Annotated in this window: 24 protein-coding genes; 11 read left to right on the forward strand and 13 right to left on the reverse strand. The window is 69.4% G+C overall.

Annotation, left to right across the window (positions count from 1 at the left end; genetic code table 11):
• Positions 1-3 precede the first annotated feature (3 nt).
• Positions 4-465, reverse strand: coding sequence for a hypothetical protein (locus ACRAS8_RS33180; protein ID WP_438489692.1), 462 nt, complete (start codon positions 463-465; stop codon positions 4-6).
• A 185-nt stretch (positions 466-650) separates the two neighbouring features.
• Here ACRAS8_RS33180 and ACRAS8_RS33185 point away from each other — a divergent pair, with 185 nt between their 5' ends.
• Entirely contained in the window at positions 651-1,811 is a 1,161-nt protein-coding gene (locus ACRAS8_RS33185; protein WP_438489693.1) for a sensor histidine kinase, read from the forward strand.
• Positions 1,804-2,460 (forward strand): response regulator transcription factor, encoded by a 657-nt coding sequence (locus tag ACRAS8_RS33190; protein ID WP_438489694.1) that lies wholly within the window; start codon positions 1,804-1,806, stop codon positions 2,458-2,460. Before ACRAS8_RS33185 ends, ACRAS8_RS33190 begins: the two co-directional genes overlap by 8 nt.
• Positions 2,461-2,511: 51 nt before the next feature.
• Here ACRAS8_RS33190 and ACRAS8_RS33195 read toward each other — a convergent pair whose 3' ends face one another.
• Complete coding sequence (locus ACRAS8_RS33195) at positions 2,512-3,714, reverse strand: cytochrome P450 family protein (RefSeq protein WP_438489695.1); 1,203 nt, start codon at positions 3,712-3,714, stop codon at positions 2,512-2,514.
• A 274-nt stretch (positions 3,715-3,988) separates the two neighbouring features.
• Here ACRAS8_RS33195 and ACRAS8_RS33200 point away from each other — a divergent pair, with 274 nt between their 5' ends.
• The gene (locus tag ACRAS8_RS33200) at positions 3,989-4,840 is read left to right on the forward strand and encodes a cupin domain-containing protein (RefSeq protein ID WP_438489696.1); all 852 of its coding nucleotides are present in this window, start codon (positions 3,989-3,991) and stop codon (positions 4,838-4,840) included.
• Here the strand turns inward: ACRAS8_RS33200 and ACRAS8_RS33205 are convergent.
• The gene (locus ACRAS8_RS33205) at positions 4,837-6,093 is read right to left on the reverse strand and encodes an MFS transporter (RefSeq protein WP_438490668.1); all 1,257 of its coding nucleotides are present in this window, start codon (positions 6,091-6,093) and stop codon (positions 4,837-4,839) included. The genes ACRAS8_RS33200 and ACRAS8_RS33205 overlap by 4 nt on opposite strands.
• Before the next feature lie 173 nt (positions 6,094-6,266).
• On the opposite strand from ACRAS8_RS33205, the gene ACRAS8_RS33210 reads away from it, so the two are divergent.
• The gene (locus ACRAS8_RS33210) at positions 6,267-6,617 is read left to right on the forward strand and encodes an ArsR/SmtB family transcription factor (RefSeq protein WP_438489697.1); all 351 of its coding nucleotides are present in this window, start codon (positions 6,267-6,269) and stop codon (positions 6,615-6,617) included.
• 82 nt (positions 6,618-6,699) lie between these two features.
• Positions 6,700-7,569 carry an NmrA family NAD(P)-binding protein gene (locus ACRAS8_RS33215; RefSeq protein ID WP_438490669.1) on the forward strand — a complete coding sequence of 290 codons (870 nt, stop codon included), beginning with the start codon at positions 6,700-6,702 and terminating at the stop codon, positions 7,567-7,569.
• A 71-nt stretch (positions 7,570-7,640) separates the two neighbouring features.
• Here the strand turns inward: ACRAS8_RS33215 and ACRAS8_RS33220 are convergent, their stop codons facing one another.
• A complete protein-coding gene (locus ACRAS8_RS33220; RefSeq protein ID WP_438489698.1) occupies positions 7,641-8,588 on the reverse strand; it encodes a CPBP family glutamic-type intramembrane protease in 948 nt (315 codons plus the stop codon).
• A 126-nt stretch (positions 8,589-8,714) separates the two neighbouring features.
• Between ACRAS8_RS33220 and ACRAS8_RS33225 the strand changes: the two genes are divergently transcribed.
• The gene (locus tag ACRAS8_RS33225; protein WP_438489699.1) at positions 8,715-9,503 is read left to right on the forward strand and encodes an aminoglycoside phosphotransferase family protein; all 789 of its coding nucleotides are present in this window, start codon (positions 8,715-8,717) and stop codon (positions 9,501-9,503) included.
• Between the two features lie 7 nt (positions 9,504-9,510).
• On the opposite strand, the gene ACRAS8_RS33230 is transcribed toward ACRAS8_RS33225, so the two are convergent.
• Positions 9,511-10,194 (reverse strand): TetR/AcrR family transcriptional regulator, encoded by a 684-nt coding sequence (locus ACRAS8_RS33230; protein ID WP_438489700.1) that lies wholly within the window; start codon positions 10,192-10,194, stop codon positions 9,511-9,513.
• A gap of 84 nt (positions 10,195-10,278) precedes the next feature.
• On the opposite strand from ACRAS8_RS33230, the gene ACRAS8_RS33235 reads away from it, so the two are divergent.
• Together ACRAS8_RS33235 and ACRAS8_RS33240 are read left to right on the forward strand one after the other, a co-directional pair.
• Positions 10,279-10,518, forward strand: coding sequence for a hypothetical protein (locus ACRAS8_RS33235; RefSeq protein WP_438489701.1), 240 nt, complete (start codon positions 10,279-10,281; stop codon positions 10,516-10,518).
• A complete protein-coding gene (locus tag ACRAS8_RS33240) occupies positions 10,515-10,676 on the forward strand; it encodes a hypothetical protein (RefSeq protein ID WP_438489703.1) in 162 nt (53 codons plus the stop codon). The genes ACRAS8_RS33235 and ACRAS8_RS33240 overlap by 4 nt, the downstream gene beginning before the upstream one ends.
• Before the next feature lie 50 nt (positions 10,677-10,726).
• Here the strand turns inward: ACRAS8_RS33240 and ACRAS8_RS33245 are convergent, their stop codons facing one another.
• Complete coding sequence (locus ACRAS8_RS33245) at positions 10,727-11,506, reverse strand: alpha/beta fold hydrolase (protein WP_438489705.1); 780 nt, start codon at positions 11,504-11,506, stop codon at positions 10,727-10,729.
• Positions 11,507-11,706: 200 nt separating this feature from the next.
• Positions 11,707-12,903 carry an MFS transporter gene (locus ACRAS8_RS33250; protein WP_438490670.1) on the reverse strand — a complete coding sequence of 399 codons (1,197 nt, stop codon included), beginning with the start codon at positions 12,901-12,903 and terminating at the stop codon, positions 11,707-11,709.
• Between the two features lie 207 nt (positions 12,904-13,110).
• Between ACRAS8_RS33250 and ACRAS8_RS33255 the strand changes: the two genes are divergently transcribed.
• Positions 13,111-13,866 (forward strand): DeoR/GlpR family DNA-binding transcription regulator, encoded by a 756-nt coding sequence (locus ACRAS8_RS33255; protein WP_438489707.1) that lies wholly within the window; start codon positions 13,111-13,113, stop codon positions 13,864-13,866.
• Between the two features lie 3 nt (positions 13,867-13,869).
• A complete protein-coding gene (locus tag ACRAS8_RS33260) occupies positions 13,870-14,487 on the forward strand; it encodes an HAD family hydrolase (RefSeq protein ID WP_438489709.1) in 618 nt (205 codons plus the stop codon).
• A 70-nt stretch (positions 14,488-14,557) separates the two neighbouring features.
• Here the strand turns inward: ACRAS8_RS33260 and ACRAS8_RS33265 are convergent, their stop codons facing one another.
• Together ACRAS8_RS33265 and ACRAS8_RS33270 are read right to left on the reverse strand one after the other, a co-directional pair.
• On the reverse strand, positions 14,558-16,168 hold the full coding sequence (locus ACRAS8_RS33265) for a multicopper oxidase family protein (RefSeq protein WP_438489711.1): 1,611 nt from the start codon (positions 16,166-16,168) through the stop codon (positions 14,558-14,560).
• 495 nt (positions 16,169-16,663) lie between these two features.
• A complete protein-coding gene (locus ACRAS8_RS33270; RefSeq protein ID WP_438489713.1) occupies positions 16,664-18,118 on the reverse strand; it encodes a hypothetical protein in 1,455 nt (484 codons plus the stop codon).
• A gap of 826 nt (positions 18,119-18,944) precedes the next feature.
• On the opposite strand from ACRAS8_RS33270, the gene ACRAS8_RS33275 reads away from it, so the two are divergent.
• Positions 18,945-19,934 (forward strand): terpene synthase family protein, encoded by a 990-nt coding sequence (locus ACRAS8_RS33275; RefSeq protein WP_438489715.1) that lies wholly within the window; start codon positions 18,945-18,947, stop codon positions 19,932-19,934.
• Between the two features lie 155 nt (positions 19,935-20,089).
• Here ACRAS8_RS33275 and ACRAS8_RS33280 read toward each other — a convergent pair whose 3' ends face one another.
• From ACRAS8_RS33280 to ACRAS8_RS33295, 4 genes are all read right to left on the reverse strand, one after another.
• Positions 20,090-21,445, reverse strand: coding sequence for a cytochrome P450 (locus ACRAS8_RS33280; RefSeq protein WP_438489717.1), 1,356 nt, complete (start codon positions 21,443-21,445; stop codon positions 20,090-20,092).
• A 116-nt stretch (positions 21,446-21,561) separates the two neighbouring features.
• Entirely contained in the window at positions 21,562-22,185 is a 624-nt protein-coding gene (locus tag ACRAS8_RS33285) for a GTP-binding protein (protein ID WP_438489719.1), read from the reverse strand.
• Positions 22,166-22,534, reverse strand: a complete 369-nt coding sequence (locus ACRAS8_RS33290) for a DUF742 domain-containing protein (RefSeq protein ID WP_438489721.1) — start codon at positions 22,532-22,534, stop codon at positions 22,166-22,168. The genes ACRAS8_RS33285 and ACRAS8_RS33290 overlap by 20 nt, the downstream gene beginning before the upstream one ends.
• Positions 22,531-22,917 (reverse strand): roadblock/LC7 domain-containing protein, encoded by a 387-nt coding sequence (locus ACRAS8_RS33295; RefSeq protein WP_438489723.1) that lies wholly within the window; start codon positions 22,915-22,917, stop codon positions 22,531-22,533. The genes ACRAS8_RS33290 and ACRAS8_RS33295 overlap by 4 nt, the downstream gene beginning before the upstream one ends.
• Positions 22,918-22,923: the final 6 nt, after the last annotated feature.

A 22,923-nucleotide genomic window follows, 5' to 3' on the forward strand; every position in this document is an offset into this window, starting at 1 on the left:
GGGTCAGCGGCCGGCGAGGCCCGCCACGGCGGCCCGCCGCACCAGCACCAGCTGCTGCGCCAGCAGCACCACCCCGAAGTAGAACAGCACGGTGACCGCGCCCAGTTCGGCCGCGACCTCGGTGTCGATCAGGAAATGCTGCCCCAGACCGAGGACCCACAGCACCGCGGTGAGCACCGTGCCCTGCCGCACCACCCGCCCGCCGCGCACGGACAGCCGCACGGTGAACGCGCGCATCGCCGCCAGCAGCACCCCGACGGCCAGGCTCGCCACGACCAGCGCACCGTCCCGCCAGGACAGCGGATGCGAGGTGACGTACCAACCGGTCTCGACCGCGCCGATGACGATCAGCACCAGCCCGACCGGGGACTTCTCCCGCAGCGGCCGCTCCACGAGCTGCCTGGACAGCAGCCACAGCAGCACCACGGCGGTGATGGCGAGATTGGTGGTGGTGGGATTGTTCATGACCCCCGGAACCTTCCGTGTGAGTGTGAGTGTGACTGTGAGAACGAGCGCGGGCGACGGTATGCCGCCACCCCTCACCCTGCGGCCGGGCAACCGTCCGCGGATCGGCCACCGGGGTGGAGAAAAGGGTGGAGATCGCGCCGGCCCGGACCGGAGCACCCGCCGCACACCGCGACAATGGGGCCGTGCTGAACGACCACGACATACCCGGGCGGCCGGCCCGCGGGTTCCGGGACGGCCTCGACGCGCCCCGCCTGCGCCGGCTCGCCCTGCACTGCCTGGCCATCGCCCTCGCCGTGACCTTCTACACGTTCGACGCCCACCCGGCCTGGCACGCCGTGGTCTTCTGCACCCTGCTCGCCCTGTGGGCGGTGACCGCGACCATCCGGCACACCCTCGCGCCCCGCTGGCCGCAGGCGGCCTGGAGCGTGCTGCTCGTCGGCGGCGCGGTCTGCGCCGGCCTCAGCCCCACCAACCCGTCCGCCTCGGGTTTCGTCGGCGCGACCGGTCTGTTCCTGCTGATCTCGGCCGCCGAGACTCCCGCACTGTGGATCAGCGCTGTCCTCGCGGCCGGCATCGCCGGTTTCACCCTTGCCCACAAGGCCGCCGGCGGCGATGCCGCAGTGGGTGTCTCGGTGCTGATCTCCGCCGTGACCGGCGGCGGCTTCGGTTTCCTTGCCCGCCTCAACGCCCTTGACCGCCGCACCGAACGCGGATCGGCCGAACGGCGGGCCGCACACGCGGTCCAGGAGGAACGCGCCAGGATCGCCCGGGACATCCACGACGTCCTCGCCCACTCGCTCGGCGGCCTGGTGATCCAGCTCGACGCGCTGGAAGCGGTCTCGGTGGGCCGCGGAGCCGACGACGACGTGGTGGCCCGGGTCCGCGGCGCACGCGCCATGGCGGCGGACGGTCTGGTGGCCGCCAAGCGAGCCGTGGACGCCCTGCGCCGGCTCCCCGCCGGCATCGACGCGGCGCTCGGCGAGATCGTCACCGGCGTCCGCGCCCTGGGCACGACCGTCGACGTCGACGTACGGGGCGAGTCGGCGCGGGTGCCCGACCCGGTCGCGGAGGTCATCGCCTCCGTCACCGTCGAGGCTCTCACCAACGCCCGCAAGCACGCCCCCGGCGCCCCCGTCGCGGTCGTCGTGGAGGCGGGCCGGGACGCCGCCCTGCTGAGCGTCACCAACCGGCTCGCTCCGCCCGGCGAACGGGCGGCCCCGCACCCCTCGGGCGGCCACGGCGTCCCAGGCATGCGGGAGCGCGCGGAGATCGTCGGTGGCAGACTGACCGCCGGACCGGTGGAGGGGGAGTGGATTGTGGAATGCCGGGTGCCCTATGAGTGAGCGACCGATCCGGGTGATCGTCGCCGACGACCAGGCCGCGGTGCGCGACGGCCTGGTGACCATCATCGACCACGAACCCGACATCGACGTCGTCGGCGCCGCGGCCGACGGCGCCACCGCCGTCGACCTGGCCCGGCGCCTGAACCCGGCCGTGGTGCTGATGGACCTGCGGATGCCCGGGGTCGACGGCATCGCCGCCACCCGCACCCTCACCGCGCTCGACCCCGCGCCCGCGGTACTGGTCCTGACCACCTACGCCGACGACGCCTCCGTCGTCGGCGCGCTCCAGGCAGGCGCCGCCGGTTATCTCACCAAGAGCGCCGGCCGCGCCCAGATCGTCTCCGCGATCACCGCGACCGCCGACGGGCACCGCACCTTCGCGCCGGAGATCGCCTCGGCCATGGTGCGCGGACTGACCCACCGCACCGCCCTGGAACACCTCGCGGCCGCCCACGCGCTGACGGTGCAGGAGACCCGGGTCCTCCAACTCCTCAGCGAGCGCCGCACCAACCGCGCCATCGCCGAGGCCCTCTACGTCTCCGTCGCCACCGTCAAGACACACGTCAACAACCTCTTCGGCAAGCTCCAGGTCGGCAGCCGGGCGGAGGCGGCGGCCCTGGTCGAGCGGGTACGCGACCACGGCCTCTGACCACAGACACCCATACGACGCTCCACACGCTCCGCACCGGAGCCCGGCGCCTCACCCCACCTTCACCGGCAACCGTCGCAGCGCATGCGACCGGAACGAAGCCCGCCACTCCAACTGCTCGACAGGAACGGCCAGTTCGAGACAGGGAAACCGATCGAGCAGCGTACCCAACGCGATACCGATCTCCATCCGGGCCAGCGCCGCGCCCAGGCAGTAGTGCACCCCATGGCCGAGGGCGAGATGGGCCTTGTCCGCCCGGTGGATGTCAAAGCGGTCCGGCTCCGGATAGCGGGCCGGATCGCGGTGCGCCGAGGCGAGCCCCAGCAGCACGGTGTCCCCGGCCGGAATCCGCGTACCGGCGATCTCGATGTCTTCGAGGGGAAACCGACGGACCGCCATCTGGTTGGGGTGGCCGTAGCGCAGCAGCTCCTCGACGGCCTCCGGCATGAGCTCCGGCCGCCGGCGGAGGTCCGCGAGCTGCTCCGGGTGGCTCAGCAGGATGAGCACCCCGCCGGCGATCAGATGCTGAACGTTCTCGGTCCCCGCCATCAGCAACAGAAAGGCCAGCGAGACCAGTTCGTCCTCGCTCAGCCGGTCCCCCTCGTCCCGCGCGGCGATCAGCGAGGACAGCAGATCATCCCCCGGCTTGGCGCGCCGCGCCCCGATCAGCCCCAGCAGATAGCGGTGGATGTGATCGATGGCCTCGGCTGTGTGCCCGGGGTGATCCGGTGCGAACATCGCGGCGACCCACCGCGAGAACGCCCTCCCGTCCGCCTCGGGGACGCCCAGCAGATGACCGATGACGACCAGCGGTAGTGGAGTGGCGAACTCCGGGAGGAGATCGGCCTGGCCGCACTCCGCGAGTTGTGCGGCCAGCCGGTCGGCGTAGTGCCCGGCCGCCGTGACGACGCGCTCGCGGAGCTGCTCGACATGCCGTGGCGTGAACCCCTTGGAGACCAGCCGGCGCAGCCGCAGGTGGTCGTCCGGGTCGACGTTTGCCAGATTGGCGTCCAGCGCGGGCGGCAGCGAAAAGCCCTGATAGCCGTTGCGGGAACGCGCCTTGTTCACCGACAGCCGCCGGTCGGTGAACGCCACCCGCACCTCTTCCTCACGGGTGACGAGCCAGGCCCGCGCCCCGTCGGGCAGCGCGACCTCCAGGACGGCACCCAACTCCCGGAGCCGGGCGTACACGGGATAGGGATCCCGGAAGAACTCCGCGTCGAAGGGACGGAGGAGGGTTGTGGGCGGCGTCATAGGTGGCGTCATACGGGTCTCCGGTGGGGGTGGTTGGGGGGTCAGGCAGGATCCGGGGCGGGAGCAGGGGCAGGGGCAGGGGTAAAGGGGAGGGGTGTGGCGGCAGGGTCGTCAGGGCGATGATCGCAGACGCCGCCGCGCCGGCCGCAGCCACCGCCCGAAGAGCTTTGACACCGCTCCGCGCCTCCTGCTATCTCTAAAACGGAATCGGATTCCGATTCCGTATCGTAGTGACGACGGCTCGACTCGGCACGGTTCCAGAAGGGAACTCCGCATGTCCAAGGACCGCTTCTTCCTGCTCGACGCGGGCGCCTCGCGCCCCACCTCCGACCACCTGCCGCCCGGGACGACCCTCAAGGCCGGCGCCCGCGACACCGAGGGCCGCTTCGTGCTCGTAGAGATACGAGACGAGCGCGGCGTCCCCGCTCAAGCCCCCGCCTTCGATGCGTTCGTCTACGTACGGGACGGTGACCTCGGCATAGCCGTCGCCGGCCGGACTCACCACCTCACCCGCGGTATGTGCGCCCTGATACCTCGCGGCGTCACCCACGCCATGCACAACCTTGGCGGCGCCGACTCGGCCGTACACGCGCTCAGGTTGTCGGCGGTGACGGCGGGGGAGGGGGCGAACCATCCCGAAGCCGACGGGGCCGATGGCACGGGGCGCTTCTTCGTCCTCCCCCGTGGCGCGGCTCGACCCGGCCGGATCGCGGTTCCGCCCGCCTTCAGCATCAAGGCCCGTACCGCCGACACCGCCGGCCTCTTCTCGTTCCTGGAAGTCACGGTCGCCCAGCCGATCCCGCGACACACCCACCACGTGGCCGACGAGGGCATCTACGTGCTCGAAGGCGAACTGCACATCGACTTCGACGATCGCCTGCACACCGCACGCCAGGGGCAGTTCGTCCTGCTGCCGCACGGGGTCCCGCACGCGATCCGCCCCGGTTCCAACCCTCCGCCCCGCGTGCTCCAGATCTCCTCACCCGGTGGCTGGGAGTGCGTGGTCGAGACCCTGATCGAGCACCGGACCGAGGTGAGCAGAGCGGGCCGTTTCGATCCGGCCGCACTCAACCGCTATACGCGCGAGTACGGCGTCACGTACGACGAGGGCCCGGCGAACGGCTAGCCAAGAGAGCCGGGAGAGCGAGCCGCCTGCGTCGCCACGGGCGGTCGAGGTGCGGCGGAGAGCGATGTTGGCGGAGTCGGTTCGGGCAGTTTCCGGAACAGCAGCCAGCTGAGCGCGGGCATCAGAATCAGCGGGGCCAGCGCCGTCCGGAGGGAGGTCGCATCCGCCAGGCCGCCCAGCAGCGGACTGACGAGACCGCCGATGCTGACGGCCAGTCCGAGGGTGATCCCGCTGGCCGTGCCGACCCGCGAGGGCAGATAGTCCTGACCGAGCGTGACGTGGAGCGAGAACGGGACGTACAGACCGGCGGAGGTCAGCGCCACGAACACGTAGATCGCCGGACCGGGCACGAAGACGAGACCGGCGACGGCGACGACGGAGAGCAGGTAGGACCGGCGGACGGTGGTGACCCGGTCCCAACGATTGGCCAGACTGCCGCCGAGCACCGTGCCGACCGCCCCGCCGAGGTAGAGCACAGCCAGGGCTGCCGTGCCGGCCGCCGGTCCGCCTCCGGTGCGCTGTCGGACGTAGAACGCCAGGAAGGTGCTCAGGCCGATGAAGGCGATGGACCGGCAGGCCACGGCCAGGGACAGTTTGACGAAGGAGTTCTTGTCGTCGGTTCCCTCATGAGTTCCCATGCTGGGCGAGGAGTTGTCGGTTGCCTGGGGATGGCTTCGGGCCGATGGGTCTGCCTGGTCCGGGCCCGTCCGGCCCAGGGCTCGGAGGACCGGCAGGCACAGCACGCTGCCGGCGAGGGCCGGTATCACCAGCAGCGGTGAGTGGTGCAGTCCACCGGTCGCGACGACCGCGGTGACCAGGATCGGCGCCGCGGCGAAGCCGAGGTTGCCGCCCAGCGAGAACCAGCTCATCGCGGTGTGACTGCCACGGCCGGCGATCCGGGCGATGCGAGCGGACTCGGGATGGTACGCGGCCACCCCGATCCCGGAAACCGCGACGAACACCAACGTCAGCGGGTAGGAACCGGTGAGACCGCTGAGCGCGATGCCCAGTCCGCCCAGCACCGTACTGACAGGCAGCAGCCACGGCAGCGCCCGGCGATCGGTGAGCGCGCCGAACAGCGGTTGCGCCACTGACGACAAGAGCGATGCGGCGAGGACGATGCCGGAGGCGGCGGCGTAGGTGTAGGCACGCTCGGCGACGAAGAACGGGATGAGCGATGCCACCGCGCCCTGATAGACGTCCACACAGGCATGCCCGACCGACAACAGAAGGATCGACGTGTTCCCGTTCAGGTTTGTTTTTATTGGCGATTGGTTTCTTGGCACGGCGCCATGCTCACTGCCGGCCGTGGTGTCGCGCTTCCGATAAACCGCCATTGAGTGACGGAGGTCCGCCACGGGCCCGCATGCTCCAGATCACTTCGAGATTCTTCGAAATGTCGCTCGCCGGCTGTATCCTGGGGGTCATGACGGACACCGACACCGCTACTGCAAACGCGACCTCACCGGATCCCGACCTGGTCGACGCATTGCGGGCGCTGTCGAATCCCGTGCGGTTGCAGATGCTGCTGTGGTTGCGCGACCCCACACACCACTTCGCGGGGATGGAGCCGATCGCCGACCCGATCGAGGTGGGTGTCTGCGTGAGCCACATCCAGGCCAAGGCGGGACTCGCCCAGTCAACGGTGTCCGCGTACATGGCCGAACTCCAGCGAGCGGGCCTGGTGCGGGCGACGCGCGTAGGCAAGTGGACCCACTACAAGCGCGACGAGCAGCGCATCGCCGAGTTCGTCGCAACCCTCGGCCGGACACTGTAGGACTGTAGGTCAGACTGTGAACGCGATTGCGACTGAGACTGCGACTGCAACAACGGCTGTGACTGCGGCTGCGCAGGGGAAAGTGCTGGTCACCACGCCGAGAGGGGTCGTGGGTCGCCATGTGGCCGAGGCGCTGCGCGACCGGCGCGATGTGCGGTTCCTGGTGCGCTCGGAGGCGAGCGCCGCGGTGCTGGAGGGAGTGGTCCGCGGAGAGGTCTTGCGGGGCGACGCGACCAACGCCGAGGACGTGCGGCGCGCGGTCGCGGGCGTGGACCGGCTCTTCCTTGCCCACCCGTTCGCGGAGGATCAGATCCACGCCGAAACGACCCTCGGTGTGGCCGCCGTTGAAGCGGGCGTGCGACGGATCGTCAAGCTCGGCGCCCGGCGCTTCTACGGCGGCCTCGTCCCCGACGCGGTCACCGGCAACCACGACATCATCACCGACCGCCTGCGCGACACCGGCATCGAGGAGCTGACGGTCCTCCAACCCGACCGCTTCCTGCAGAACTTCCTCCCTGCGGCATCCGCCATTGCCCAGGGCACACTGGCCGACCCGGCCGGTTCCGGTGCCCGGGGCTATGTGGATGTACGGGACATCGCCGAGGTCGCGATCGCCGAACTCCTCGCGGACCGGCCGGTGGGCGGCGCGATCGAGATCAGCGGGCCCGATGCGCTGAGCCTGGCCGAACTCGCCCAGTCCTTCGGCGCCGCCCTGGAGACGCCGGTGCGACACCTGGACGTGCCACTGGACGATGCCTGGCGGACAGACTTGGCGGAGCGTGGGCTCTCCCCGCAGATCATCGACGGGTTGCACGACCTGTACGCGAACTACCGCCGCGAGGGAGTTGCGGGTCTGGGCGATGGCGTCCAGCGCGTCCTCGGCCGGCCCCCACGCTCGGCCGACGACTTCGCCAGGGAGGTTCTTCGGCCGGCCGCGTTGGAGACTGACTGACTGACTGACTGGCTGGCCGACCTGGTCGCGGGCATCGCCGGGGCGAGGTCGAACGAGTCGTCCACCCGGCGTCAAGCGCCCTCGGTGAGCGCTCCGCCGGCGGTGGGGAGGGGCCGGGAGGAGGCCGGAGTCCGGGGTGGGATGCGGAGTCTGCCGGTCAGGGCCAGGAAGGCGACCAGGGTGCCCGACGCCAGCCAGCCCGGCCAACCGGTGAGACCCATGGTCAGCGGGTCCAACTGGGCGGTGGGGGCGGCCAGTTCCTTGACCATGCCGACGCTTGCCGTGCTGACGAAGGTGTGCGCGAGCACGGCCGGCAGCACCGAGTCGGAGCGCAGTCGCAACCAGGTGAAGACCGGCAGGATGAGCGTGCAGCTCACCACCATCGCGGGCACCGAGACGTACCAGGGCCGGCCGGGGTACTGCCCGCCCAGCAGCAGTGTGGGCAGGTGCCAGAGCGCGAAGGCGCAGCCGGTGAGGAGGTAGGCCCGCAGCAGATGCGTACCGCGGCCGGCCCGGGCCAGGCGCGGGAACAGGTAGCCCTGCCAGCCCAGTTCCTCGCCGAAGAACGACGGCAGCGCCACCACCATCTGCACCAGCATCCCACCCGCCCACGCACCCAACGTGCTCCAGTGCAGGTCACCCACCGGGTAGACCCCGGCGGCGCTGTCGATGGCGAGCGCGGCGACGGTCAGACCGGCAGGCACGGCCAGTCCCATCAGGCAGGCACGCACGCCGCGTCCCCAGGGGCGCGGCCACCGCAGGGCGAGGGCGTCCCGCACCCGACCGCGCCGTTCGACCAGGCGGATCACGAGGATGGCGGCGACGGCGGGCGCGAACATCGCCACAGTGATGCACGTTTCCTCCAGCGCGCCGGTCTCTTCCCGGGCGTCACCACGCCGGAAACCGCTGAACAGCAGTGGTGACATCGCCACCCACATGCCCAGATACGCAATCGCCAGGTACGCCGCCGGCCCGCGTCGTCGCCGCGCTCGCTCCCGCACCGCAGAGTCGTTCGTCATGGCGGCGACGCTACGGATGCGCTGCACCCGGCAGAATCCGGCTACCCCCAGTCCTTGCCTGGCGGCACCCCCCGGGCGTGGCGAGGGGTACGGATAGCGCGGCTGCCTGTCATCTACGATGGAGAGATGCCAACGGACCCCGCGAGCACGACGTTTCCCGACGGCTGGGACAGCGAGGCGCGCCTGGTCGGCGGTCGTTGGGTGGAACGGCGACCGCGTCGTCCGGAGGTCGCCGAGCGGCTCCGTATGGAGACGTGTCTGATGCCGTGGCTCGCCCCGCAGCTTCCGCTGCCCGTCCCGGTACCTGCCGTCGTGGCCGACGATCCGCTGGTGGTCCGGCATGTCGTGGTACCCGGCGAACCGCTCACCGCGCCACTCGTCGCGCACGGGCGCCGACTGGGTGCGTTTCTCCGCGCCCTGCACGCCGCCGATGCGGCGGAAGCGGTACGCCGTGGGGCCCCGTCGGTGGAGTGGACGCGCCGCGAACGCGCCGACATGGTAAGGGAGTTCACCTCGCGGGTCGTGCCGCTCCTCCCGGCCGAGCGGCACCGCCCGGCCTCCGCCCTGCTGGCGAAGGTGGCCGCACTGCCGGCCCACACCCTCGTCCACGGCGATCTCGGCCCCGAACACGTCCTGGCCCGTGACGGGCGTCTCACCGGCGTCATCGACTTCGGCGACGCGCATATCGGCGACCCGGCCATCGACCTGGCCTGGGCCCTGCACGCCACCCCGCCCGCGTTCGCCGACGCCCTTGCCTCCAACTACCCCATCACGCCGCAACTCTGTCAACGTGCCCTGCTCTGGCATCAGTTGGGACCCTGGCACGAGGTGACGCACGGGTTGGATCTCGACGACCGGGATACGGTCCGCAGTGGACTGGACGGTGTCCTCGCCCGCCTGCCGGCCGCACCCTGACGCACCGTTACGCGGGCGCCTGACGGCTGCGTCCAGTAGCGGCGGCTCTACCGTGCCCTGACGGAGTTTCCGTGCACAGCGAGAGCCCGCCGAGGTGTGTGGCCAGTACGTCGACGCAGGTCTGCGGTGCGAGCAGCTCAGGATGCAGGACGGCGCTCAGCCCCAGTCCGTCCAGGAGGGCCGTCAGTCGCTCGGTTTCGACGGCGAGGTCGAGGCCGGGACGCAGGGTGCCCGTGGCATCGAGGCGTGTGAGCACGCGGCGCACCAAGCGTCGGGTGCCGTCGGCTGCCTGGTGGGAGAGTTCGCGGAAGGCCGGGTTGGTGCGGGTGGCCGTGTTGAAGTCCAGGAAGACGGTGACCTCGGCGCGGCGGTTGTCGTCGAGGGGCAGTAGTTCCGCCAGGAGGTCGGCGGTGAGCCGGAGTTGTTCCGTGCGGGGATAGCGGCTCAGGTCCCCGATCTGCTCGATGTGATCGAGCAGTCGGCTGCCCACCCGGTCGAGCATCGACTGCATCGCGAAGTGCATCAGATCGTGCTGACTGGCGAAGTAGTGCCGCAGCGAGCCGATGTTGAGCTCCGCTTCGGCGGCGACGGCGCGCAGTGAGGTGCGTTGCAAGCCGTCGCGGACGACGACACGGAACAGTGCGTCGACGACGAGGCGACGGCGGGCCTCCGGATCCACGTACTTGGGCATGAAGCCTTTCTATCACGGCTGTGATACAACGGAGAGGTAGGGATGTGTCACAGGTGTGACAGAAAAACGGGTGGAGGCTTCCTCGTGGAGAGAATTCTCAATCTGATGCTGATCAGGTTCGGCGTGATCGCGGGCGGTCTGGTGGTGCTGGCGCTGCTGATCTTCGCCGTCGCCTTGATCCTCAAGCGCCGGGGGAGGCTCGATGACGTGCGCCGGTATGCGGACCCCGCGGTGCGGGCCGGAATGCGCGCCGCTGCCCGGCGGCTCGACGAGCGCCGGCGGCGCGGGGCGTCCGGGACGCAGCGGCGGGACGGCTGGCGATGACCGGCCTCGCAGCGGGATCGTCCGAGCTCATCGAGCACCTGTTGCTCGACCGTGTCATCAAGATCGTCATCGTGGTCGCGGCCCTGGGCCTCCTGGCGCTGGGCATGAGGCTGCTCTGGCGGAGGGCAGGACGACGTTCCAGGGATGGCCGCGAGTGAAGGGGGTGGCAGAGAGGGGGTAGCGGGCCCCTGTCGCCGCCCCCTGGCCGCTATCCGTGCTCGGGTGCGGCGAGTGCCGCCGCGGTGGCGCGGGCGAAGGCGTCCGGGTTGTCGAGCATGATGTTGTGGCCGCAGTCGGGGAGGGGGACCACGGCCACCCCGGCGTCGGCGAGTGCGGCGGCGCCGGCGAGCGGGCCGTCGGCCTCCGGCCGGAGGTAGGTGCGCGGGATCTTCAGGTCCAGCAGGAGCTCCCGCATGGTGGGCACGGTGCCGCGGGTGAGATGGACCGCGCTGCGGTGCAGGGCCTCGCGGCCGGCCAGGCGCATCGTGGACCACCAGTGCGCGCCGACCCGGTCGCGGACCTCCTGCCAGCCACCGGCGAGGAATTCCGGTTCGGAGTACCCGGCGATGCCGCTGCTGCCGCCTGCACCGGAACGGGGCTGGATCGGGTCGAGGTTGGCGTCGATCAGGACCAGGCGGGAGACCAGGTGCGGGTGCCGGACAGCCAGGACGATGGCCACCGCGCCGCCCATGCTGTGGGCGATCAGCTGCGCGCCGGTGACCCCCGCCGCGGTCAGGGCGTCGGCGAGGGCGTCGGCGTGGGATTCCAGCGTGTAGTCGAAGTCCGTCGGGCGGTCGCTGATGCCGTGGCCGAGCATGTCGATCAGGAGGGAGCGGTGACCGGCCAGCAGCGGGTGGACCGCGATTTCCGCGAAGTAGGCGGGCGACGTCGCGCCCAGGCCGTGCACGTAGACGCGGGCAGGCTCGCGTCCCGGAAGCTCGACCCAGCGGATTCGGTCACCTGCGGTTGTCACGACGGCGTTGCGCACAGCCTGGCCCCCTGGAATTGCGATGGACGGAGGAAGAGCGTAACGGCCAGTCCGCGACGCGACTGTGGCAACCCCACCAGGATGGGAACCTCAACGGGCCGGCACCCTCACCAGGTTGGGAACCCCACCAGGTTGTCAACTCCGCCCGGTCGTCGGCCTGTCCGGCGAATGTGCTTGAAGTTCGCGGAACGGGTGACCGCCTACCCCGGGGCTCCCCCTTCGTGCGGGGTGGGCACAGGGCCTCGGGGCCGCAGGATTCCGGCCGTGGCGGCGGCCGCGACGCAGCACGCCACGGGCAGGAACAGCGTGAAGTTGAGCGGTACGACGTGGGTCAGCGGGCCGATGACGGCGGGGCCGGCGAGCATGCCGACGTAGCCGAGCCCGGCGACCCGGGAGACGTTGGCCCCGGCGTTGTCGGGGTCGAGATGGCCGGCGGCGCTGAAGAGTTGGGGAACGCAGCCGGACAGTCCGGCGCCGAACACCGCCCAGCCGGCCAGGGCCAGGGGGATCCATGGGGAGAGGGCCGCCGCGGTCAGGCCGACGGCGGCCGCTGCGGCGCCGTAGCGGAGGAGGGCCACCGGGCCGAAGCGGGCGGCCGCCCGGTCGGCCAGGAAGCGGCCGAGAGTCATGGTGGTGGCGAAAGCCCCGTAGGCGAGGGCTGCGGTGGCGGCGGGCGCGTCCAGGATGGTGCGGAGGTGCAGCACGCTCCAGTCGTTGGCCACGCCCTCGCAGAGCATGATCATCAAGGCGAGGGTCGCCAGGAACCAGACGTGGCGCGGGGTGCTGCGCCGAACCCGACTGGGGACGGCGGCGTCAGTTCCCGCGTCGGCCGCCTCGGTGGCGTGTGATCCGGCGGACGGCAGTAGTGCCGGGGCGGCCAGCGCGGTGACGGCCAGTCCCAGGAGGGCCGCCGTGCCGAGGGCCCCGGGCGCACTCCAGTCCCAGGCGAGTGTGCGTGCGCCTGCCAGGGCGGCCAGTACGCCGCCGATGGAGAAGGTCGCGTGGAAGGCGGACATGACCGGTCGCCGATAGCCGCGTTCGACCTGGACGGCGTGGGCGTTCATGCTGACGTCCAGGCAGCCGTTGCCGAGCCCGAGCAACAGCAGTGCCGCCCCCAACGTCCAGGCATGCGTGGCCAGTCCGGGCAGGACGAGGGTGAGGCTGCAGACTGCCGCGCTGAGCGGGACGACGGTACGAGCACCGAAACGGTCGGTGAGCGGACCGACGATCTGCATGCCGACGAAGGCTCCCGCGCCGAGCAGCAGCAGGAGCCAGCCGAGCACGGCATGGCTGATCCCCACCCGATGCTCGATGCTCGGGATGTGAACGATCCACATTCCCATCAGGAAGCCGTTGAGGGCGAAGTAGGCGAAGGTGGCCAGCCGCCCTGCCCGCAGCTGCCTCCCCGAGGGCGTACCCGGCCGCCACCTCCCCCGTCGTGCACCAGATCGTGACTGTGCCTTTCTCTGTGCCTGTGCCTGTATCTGTGCCTGTGCCTGAAGTTGTTTCTGCCTCTGTGGCCGTATCTCCATGGAACGAACATAGCGAACAAGGAATCTGTTCGGAATATTGCCTATCGCACGCACATCATGTTCAATGATGTCATGGCTGGTGTAGAACGACTCAGACAGATCACCGAGGCGGTACGCGAGGCAGGGCGCCTCGGCGTTGCCGAACTGGCCGAGCTGACCGGTGCCTCGGAGATGACCATCCGCCGTGACCTGGAGGCGCTGGCCGCCCAGGGGGTCATCGAGCGCTACCGCGGGGGAGCACGAAGCCTGCTGCTGCGTGGCGCGGAGCCCCCGTTCGCGATGCGCGCCCAGGAGGGACTGGAGGCCAAGCGCCGGATCGCCGCCGAGGTCGCCCGACTGATCGCCGACGGCGAATCGGTCGTCCTCGACAGCGGGACCACGTGTCTGGAAGTGGCCCGGGCGTTGGCCCAGCGCCGGCTGACGGTCATGCCGTTGTCCCTGCATGCCGTCAATGCCCTGGCCGACGGCCCGCACCTCACGCTGCTGGTGCCCGGCGGCCGGCCCCGGCCCGGTGAGCTCGCGCTGACCGGGCCGCTGACCGAGGCTTCACTGGCCGCGCTGCGCTTCGACACCGCCGTCATCGGCTGTTGCGGGCTCAGCGCGGAGCACGGCCTGACCGCCTTCGACCTGGACGACGCCGCGATCAAACGCACCGCGATCGCCTGTGCCAGGCGCGTCATCGCCGTCGCCGAGGCAGGCAAGCTCTCCCGCACCGCGCTCGCCCATGTCGCGCCGGCCGACGCACTGCACGCCGTCGTCACCGACGCCGATGCGGACGATCGGACGGAGCGGTTGGCCGCGGCGGGCGTGACCGTACGGACGGTGTGAGCGATGAGGCCTGGGACCGTGCTCTTCGACCTCTTCGGTGTCCTGGCCCGGCAGCACTCCGCCGCGGGCCGGCAGTGCCTGGTTCGGACCGCTGGCGTGCCGGCGCAGGACTTCTGGGACGCGTACTGGGCGTTGCGCCCGCCCTACGACCGCGGCGAGACCGACGGACCGGGCTACTGGCAGGAGGTGGCCGCCCGCCTGGCCGTGCGCTTCGACGCCCGGCGGACCGCCGCACTCATCGCCGCCGACGTCGCGAGCTGGAGCGCCGTCGACCTCGAAATGATCGCTCTGGTGGAGGAGTTGGCGGCTCAGGGACGGCGGCTCGGACTGCTCTCCAACATCCCCGAGGAGTTGGCCCACCACTACGAAACCCAGCATGCCTGGCTCGGCCACTTCGCCGTGCGTGCCTTCTCCTGCCGCATCGGCCACGCCAAACCCGAACCGGCCGCCTACCACTGGTGCCGGCGGGCGCTGTCCGATCCGCCGCACCGCATACTCTTCGTCGACGACCGCCAGGAGAACGTCCGGGCTGCCGAGGAGGTCGGTATGCACGGCCACCTCTTCACCACCCAGGCCCGACTGCGTGCCTGCCTCGACCGATGGGACGCCGGGACGGTGTGAGCCGGGGAGGGCAGGGGGCGGGAGCCGCCCCTGTGCCTTGCCACCGCCCGCGCACCCCCGCCGGCCACCGTCACTTCTGCGACTTGTAGCCCAACACCGTCATCATCCCCGACTCCGAGTGGTAGACGTTGTGACAGTGCAACATCCACAACCCGGGGTTCTCGGCGTCGAAATCGACGGAGACCTCCTGGTCCGGCAGGACGATGGTGGTGTCCTTGCGGGGGCCGCCGTTGGCCAGCGCGAAGGTGTGTCCGTGCAGGTGCATCGGGTGCCACATCGTGGTCGTGTTGTGGAAGGTGATCCGCACCCGCTCCCCTTGCTCCACGGGATAACGCGCCGACGCCGAGTACGGCTTCCCGTTGATCGCCCAGTCCCAGTCATCCATGTTGCCGGTGAGATCCAGCTTGATGGTGCGGTCGGGCTCGCTGTCCGACAGCCGTACCGAGGACGCGGCCTTGAACTTGTCCGCGCTCAGCCCGCCGCTCCTCAGCTCCGTCGGGCGGATCTTGTCGTCGGGTGCGTCGCCGCTGCCGGTGCGCAGCAGGGCCTGCGCGGTCTGGTTGTTGCCGCCCGCGGAGAGCGCGGTGAGCGGGAAGACGCCTTCCTTCGCGGTGACCAGCACATCGAAGCGCTCGCCCATGGCGATCAGCAGGCTGTCGGTCTCCTTGTGCTGTACCGGGTAGCCGTCGATGTGCGTCACCGTCATGTTGTGACCGCCCAGCGCGACCCGGTACGCCGTGCCCGCGGCCGCGTTGATGAGCCGGATCCGGATGCGGTCGCCGGGCTTGGCACGGAACGTCTCCCGGTCCCTGGCCACCCGGCCGTTCATCACGTGGAAGGGATACTCGATGTTGTCCGACGGGTCGTCCGACATGCGGTGCCTGGCACGTCTGCGCATCCGGGCCACGGCGGCGGCCGCCGCCCGATTGCCGCCTCGCTGCATCTCGCTGTGGCCACTCATCCCGCCACCGGGCTTGTCCTTGTTCAGCTCGTCCAGCATCGCGTCCGGAGTCATCCCGTCGACCCCGTCCAGCCAGTCGTCGATCATGACGATCCACTCGTGGTCGTACGAGAGGGGCTCGCGGGGATCCTCGACGATGAAGGGTGCGTACAGCCCGCGATCCAGCTGCACACCGACGTGCGGATGGAGCCAGTAGGTACCGGGGATGTCGACCGCGAAGCCGTAGTCGAAGGAGGCGCCGGCCTTCACGGAACGCTGGGTGACGTCGGGCGAGCCGTCCATGTCGTTGCGGATCTGCACCCCGTGCCAGTGGATGGTGGTGGAGTGCGGGAGACGGTTGTGGAGGGTCATGGCGACCCGCTCGCCCGCCTTGACCCGGACCTCCTTGCCAGGCAGCAGGTCTCCGTACGCCCAGGTGTCGACGACCTGCCCACCCATGTCGAACTGGGCTTCGGACGCGGTCACCGAGAAGCGGCGTACGGGCCCCGACCCGCGGGCGCGCTCCGCCTTGAGGACCTCCGGACCGTCGGGGGAGACATAACCGGCCGTGGCGGAGCCGTGCGAGCCATGGCCGTCGGGTGGGGGAGGTGTGTGGTGGGAGTGGTGCCGGTGCCGGCCGTTCCTCGTGTCCAGGGCGTAGGCCCCGGTGGAGGTCAGCAATCCGCTGCCGGCGGCAGCCATACCTGCGCCGAGCAGGGAACGTCTGGAGTGCGTACGCATGGGGATACACCTCGTGGCGATCGTGTCGGGGGTGTGGGTGGACGACGTGCGGGCGCTTCGCTGCCGCGGACTCCGGGGTGTCGGCGGCGGGGTGCGCTCCTACAGGCGCAGTACCGACAGTCGGACGAGGAGTCTGTGGCGCGGTGGCGGACGTATGGACCACCGCCGGCGCGGCCGCCGGGGAGGGCGGGCGGCCGCCGGGCCGTACTCCCAACGGCCGGATCGCAGGCCGCCACCGAGGCGGAGCCGGGCCGGAGTCCACAAGGAGACCGCGGCCCGGTACACCGAAGCGGGGCCCGAGGCGCCGCCGTCGGCGTCCGGCGCCGTCCGATCGGCTTCCTGGCGCTGCGTCATGTCGTCATGATCGTGTACACCTTGGCGCACCGTCATGCCGTGCTGCGCCATCCGGGCCGCGGCTGGATGCGCCGCGGCCCGGATGGCGCGCCGACCGTCGTCCGCCCGACGGTTCCGGCTCCGGGCCCCGAGCCCAGGCGGTCAGGACCGCTTCGCCGGAGTGCGCACCGCACCCTCTCCGCCGGCGAGCCGCCACTCACGGTTGAGCGGCCCGAGCGGAATGCTCCGCTCGAACACCGGCGTACCGAAGATGTCCAGATGCGCCCGGAGCGCACCGGACAGGTCCACTCCGCCGTACGCCGCCCACTTGCCGACAAGCGAGCCGGTGCCGTTCGAGGCACCGCTCGCCGTGCCTTCCACCTCGGCACGCAGGTACGGGGCCAGCGTGCCGGTGACGCCGACGGTGCCGTAGAGCCCGACACTGGCCTCCGCGCCGAGACTGGCCTTCACACTTCCGGCGGCCGTCGCGGTCGCCGTCACCGGGGTGCCGGTCAGATCGGCGCGGGCGATGGGCGTCCACCCCTTGGCCCGGCTGTACGAACCGCCGACCCGGAAGTTTCCCTTCACATCCTGCTTGACGTCGACGCTCACCTTTCCGTCCGCGTCCACCTGGAGATAGCAGGTGAGGTCGAGGTTGACCACGACAGGCACCACACCGACCTGGATGACCGGGTCGGCGTGCAGTTTGGCGAACGGCACCCGCAGCGGCGCGCCATCCTGAGTGGACGCGGCCGCCTGGCCCTTGAGCTCCCACTGCGAGGTCCAGTCACCCGCCAGGCTCACCGAAGCCGTCCCCGGTGTACCGGTGGACGTGCCCTTGCCGTCGTAGGAGAACTCGACCTGGGGCGCCAACTGCACAAAGCCCGAAGCGGACGCGTCGACGGAACCCGCCCGTGTCCTGACCGTGGGCAGCGCGGCGTTGACGTCAACCCGCAGGCTGCCCAGCGGCAATCGGCCTCCCTCCGGCCCGATGTGCACACCGCCGGTCTTCGCCCAGGAGACCGCCACCTTGGGGGCGAGCGGCTCGACCTTCACCGCGGAGGGGTCGACGGGCACCCGCCCCTTCGCCGTGGAACCGCCCAGCAGCGCGCCCAACGTGGCCGGCGCAGTCTTGACCTCGGTGCCCTGCGAGGTCGTCCCCACCACTTCGGTGACCTTCGCCAAGGCACCGCGCGGCGCACCCGGAGCGGGCGCACTGGCGATGACGTCTCCGACGGCGACCGGTGCCTGGTGTTTGGGCGTGGCCCGCTCGCCCTTGTCCTTCGGCGGGGTACCGGTGGTCGGCCCGTTCAGGACGGCCCGGCCGCTGTGCCCGTCGAACTTGACGATCCTCAGCGACGACTTGGCCGCGGGACGGTGGCCCGGCCCCGGCGTCGCGACGGCGCTGGGCGTGCCGGACCCGTTGGGCGCCGAGGCCACGGCGAGGGGCGACTGCGCGTCCCCCGCCGCGTCCTCAACCGCGGATATCGACTCCTCGGCGCCATTTTTCCCGGCCGTGGCGCGGTCGGACGACGACCCTGCCGCACATCCGGTGACGACAAGCAGGGAGGCGGCGGTCAGTGCCGGTAAAACGGCATATCTCAAGGGACGGCGCACAGTTGATTCCTCAAGAGTGTGATGTGGGGGTGGCCGAAGCGCTGAAGCACGTCTCCGGCCGAACAATTACCCGTGGGTAAATGATTGGCATGATCGTGCCATGAGCTGGCACCGCCCCAGACCGAATAGCCGGGCAGATGGTGATGATCTGGGTCACATCAAGGGGGAATGCGGGCAGTCGCCGCTACGTTCGCGGCACTCACCCGAGCGCATCGTCCGCATGGGCAGCGTGGTTCGCCTGAGTCGGGCAGTGTCACGCCAGCCGCACTGGACACCGTCCGTGCACACGAGCAAGGCAGGGGCGCGTACCGCTGGCGGGCAGTGATGCACACGAACCTCTGTACACCCACGCGACGTTGCGCGATTCTTGTCCGACGCACCCAGTGGCTGGAACCCACAGCTGATTCACGCAGGCAAGTTCGCCGGATGCTCTACCAGGCTCCTGAGGAGCATTGTCGTGCCACAAACCGCGCCCTTACCTCGAATACTGGACATAGTGTCTCGTGGTCAGTCCCTCCGGCCCTCGTTCATAGGTGAGCCCGGCGCAGCGCGCGCGTCGGGCGGCGGGCCGTGATCTCCCACGCGTTCAAGGGCACGCCGGGGCCCGCGCTCGCTGTTGCCGAGTCGTAGCCGTATCGCCTTTACCGGTTTCCGGCACAAGATCCCTTGGTTTTCGTGGTTTTCCTCGGCATCCGCGTCTTCGCGCGGACAATGACTCCGAGGATCGCGCGCGGAGCCCAACCGGCCGTCTCTGATCCACAGCAATCATGGTGACTGCACAGCAATCATGGCGACTGCATCTACGTGAAGGAAGGAGTCATCAATCATGGTGCATGTGTCAGAGATCATGCGGCTCGAAGACTTCGGGACCGCCATCCCCTTCCCTTCGAAAGTCAATCCACATCTGGAGGCCATCCGGGATGGCCATGAACGCTGGCTACGGAAACATCACCTCATCTCGGACGATGCCGACGCCGAGAGTTTCAAGGAATGGAAAATGGTCGAGCTGGCCGCACGGGCCTACCCGGAGGCCACTGCCCGTGGCCTACGTATCGCCGCCGATGCCATGGGATGGTTCTTCCGCTTCGACGACCTGTTCGACGGTGGTCCGCTGGCCTGTGACCTCGCCCGGGCGTCAAAAGTCATCGCGGCCGCAACCAGAATCGCAGGCAACCCCGGCTTCGCGTCGGAACTCGACGAGGTGCCTGTCATCGGCGCGTTCCGCGATATCCGCCGAAGAAGCGTGCGAGGCATGTCTCGCCAATGGGTCAAGCGATCGGCGGCTCACTGGCGCGGATACTTCGAGGGGAATCTCAAGGAAACCGTGATCAGGGCTACCCGCGCCCCCATCTCGCTGGCTGAGCTGATCAAGCTGCGCCGTTACACGATTGCCGCGGCCCCCTCGGCCGATTTGAACGAGCGTGCTTGCGGCTTCGAGATATCCGAAAAAGTGGGGATGAATCCGTACTTCCGGGGCATGGAGGCCGACACCGCGGACGCCATCATCTTCGTCAACGACCTGTGGTCCGCGAACAAGGAAGAATCGGCAGGTGAGCCGTTCAACGCCGTCTCGGTCATTCAAAACGAAGCGCACTGCGATCGTCGAACGGCGCAGTTCAAGGTCGCCGATCTGCTGGATGACTGTATTCGCCGATTCAGGCGCCGAAGGGAAAGGTTCGCAGACTGGCTGGCTGTCCAAAGGATGCCAGAACGTGAACGCTCGGCGGCATCTCGCCAGGTGGCGCACCTACAGGGCTGGATTCGAGCGAACTACGACTGGTCGCTCGAATCGTCTCGCTACCGCGAATTATTGTAGAGACAAACGCGGTCACTAAAAGCATCAAGAGGCGCATAAAGCATCAAGAGGCGCATACCGGGCTGCTGATATCTGCTCCAGCGTCCCGCCATGCGCCTCTTACGTTCCGATTGCGGTTCCGAGAGGCGTACGCCTTGCGTGCTTCGGTAACCGAGTTACTTCCTCGTCAGCCACCTCTTCACCTGGTTCCACCAGGACCAAGGAGCCTTGGTAGCGCCAACACCGATGGGAGAAGCGAGAGTTCCCGCTACGGTCTCCCGGTCGCCGGCGGTGGAACTCTGCAGGCCGTGCGCGCTCTGCACCTCGTCCTCCGCAGCACTCGCACTGCCTGCTGCGAGTGACGTCTCTCGGGGACGCGGGGCGAACTTCACCGGGAGTGCCGTCAGATGGCGGGCGATCCAATGGGACACCCACTTCAGTTCGTTCTCGGGAACGGCCAGTTCCAGGTCGGGCAACCGCATCAGCAGAACGTCGATACCGGTATCGACAATGGCCCGGCCGATGTCCTGACCGGGGCATTCGTGCGGACCGCCGCTGAAGGCGAGGTGGGAGCGGTTGCCGTGCATGGATGTGGAGAGATCGGGACGGATGGCAGGGTCGGCGTTGCCGGCGGACAGCCCGAGCAGCAGCATGTCCCCGGCCTTGACGGACTGACCTCCGAGTTCGGTGTCCCCGGTAGCCCACCGAGCGGGCGCCACCGAAGTCGGTGGCTCGTCCCACAGCATTTGTTCCAGCGCGTCGGGCAGGGTCATGCTGCCACCCGCGAGCGACGCCCGGAAGCGGGGATCGGTCAGCATCATGCGCAGGGTGTTCGCGGTCAGATTGGTGGTGTTCTCGTTTCCGGCAATGACCACGAGTCGCAGATGCTGCGCGACTTCCTCTTCGCTGAGCTTGGCCGAGTGCGTCATCAGCCACGAGGTGAAATCGGTGCCAGGGGCTGCACGTTTGCCGGCAACCAGCTTGTTGAGGGCCGCCACGAGGTACTCGTTGCTCTGAAAAGCAGTCTCGGACCCCCTGAGCAGGTCCCGGGTGGCTTCGACCAGCCGCGGACCCTCCTCTTCGGGCATTCCGATGAGCTGTGCCATCACGCGCAGGGGCAGCTGCTCCGCGAACTGGCTGACGAGATCGGCCTGTCCGTCGGCGGCGAAGTCATCGATCAGCTGATGGGCGGACCGGGTCACACAGCGGCGGATTCCACGGCGGTCCAGTCGGCCCATGCTCTCGGTGAGAGCGACGCGGAACCTCTCATGCTCCTCACCGTCCATGAAGAGGCAGACCGGCTGCCAGGCCAGAGCCGGCATGAGCGGCGAGTCCGGAGCGACCCTGTTTTCCTTGAAGCAATGCCAGATACGTGAGTCGTGGGAGAAGCGGGAGGGCGTACGCAGAACTTCGAGATTCTCCCGGTAGCCGAGGACCAGCCAAGCCGGCAGATCACCGTCCACCAGGACAGGCGCCACGGGGCCGTGTTCGGCGCGCAGTCGCTCGAAGAAACCGGGCGCATCCTCAACCACCTCGGGCCCGAAAAGCCTCGCCAGTCCGTCGGTGTCTCCGGTGCGGCCATGGGCGGGGCACTCCGGGGGCGGTGCGGATGCTGAGGTCGTGCTGGGCTGGTCTGTGTCAAAGGAAGTCAACGGGGCTCCGGGGCTGTGGTCGTGAGGGTGTACAGATAGCGCATCAGGGTCATCAGGGCGTCGCGGCTGGAGGCACGGTCGCGGGCGTCGCAATCGACCATGGGTACCTCGTCGGGAAGGTCCATGGCCGCGCGGAGTTCGGACATGGGATAGGAAGGGGCGTCCGGGAAGGCGTTGATGGCGACGACGAAGGGCAGACCGCGCTCCTCAAGCCGGCCGATCACGTCGAAACTGTCGTCCAGGCGCCGGGTGTCGATCAGGACCACCGCCCCCAGCGCGCCTTCGAAGAGGCCGTTCCACAGAAACCAGAAACGCTGCTGGCCCGGGGTGCCGAAGAGATACAGCACCAGTTCTTTGCTGAGGCTGATCCGGCCGAAGTCCATCGCGACTGTCGTCTGCGTCTTGCGCTCGACTCCGGCGAGGTCGTCCACCCCGACCCCGGCCTGCGTCATGGTTTCCTCGGTGGTCAGCGGGCGAATTTCGCTGACCGATCCGACCAGGGTGGTCTTCCCCACCCCGAAGCCGCCGACGATCACCACCTTGACCGCGGTGGAGACCGAGGCCGGCAGGATGTCCTCGCTCCGGGGACCAACGATGGGCTCAGAGATTTTGCAGTCCATTCATCACCGCCTCCAACAGTTCGACATCGGGCAACGACGCGGCCGGGATCGGTGCCCGTGCTTCGACATGGCCGCTCTCCAGCAGTTCCGCGAGCAGCACCGTGACCACGCTGACCGGTAAATGGACGTAGGCGGAGATCTCGGCGACCGACAGCGGATAGTCGCATATCCGGAGGATGGCAGCCTGTTCCGGCTGCAGGCTCGAACCCGGCCGGTTCCGGGTCACGATCAGCGTGACCATGTCCAGTGGCGCTTCGGACGGTGAGCTCCGGCCGGACGTAAGGACATAGAGGCGCTCGGGACCGCCTTCCTCCCAGTTCCGGCGCTTTTCCGGTTTCGCGTCGCTCATGTGGCCTGCCGGTCGGCCCGCGGTGGGCTGGTGAGGTGCTGACCGATCCGGGCGACCAGGTCCCGCATTCCCTGCCCCATGAGGCCGGCGTCCACGTCGTCATCGGCCAGCACCGCCAGATACGCCCCGGCGCCGGCTGCCATCAGATAGAAGAAGCCGCCGTTGACCTCGATGACGACCAGCTTCATCCGCCCGTCTCCGTGCGGGAATTCGGTGGCAATGGCCGCCGACAGGCTCTGCAGACCGGCACAGGCCGCAGCCAGGCGATCCGCGGTCTCCTCGTCCGTCCCGTACTGAGCCATACACAGACCGTCCGAGGACAGCACCACGATGTCACGGGTGTGCGGAACACTGGACGCCAGATCCTCAAGCATCCAGTTCATATTGAG

The organism is Streptomyces sp. S186, assembly GCF_051603415.1.
In the GTDB taxonomy this organism is placed as follows: domain Bacteria; phylum Actinomycetota; class Actinomycetes; order Streptomycetales; family Streptomycetaceae; genus Streptomyces.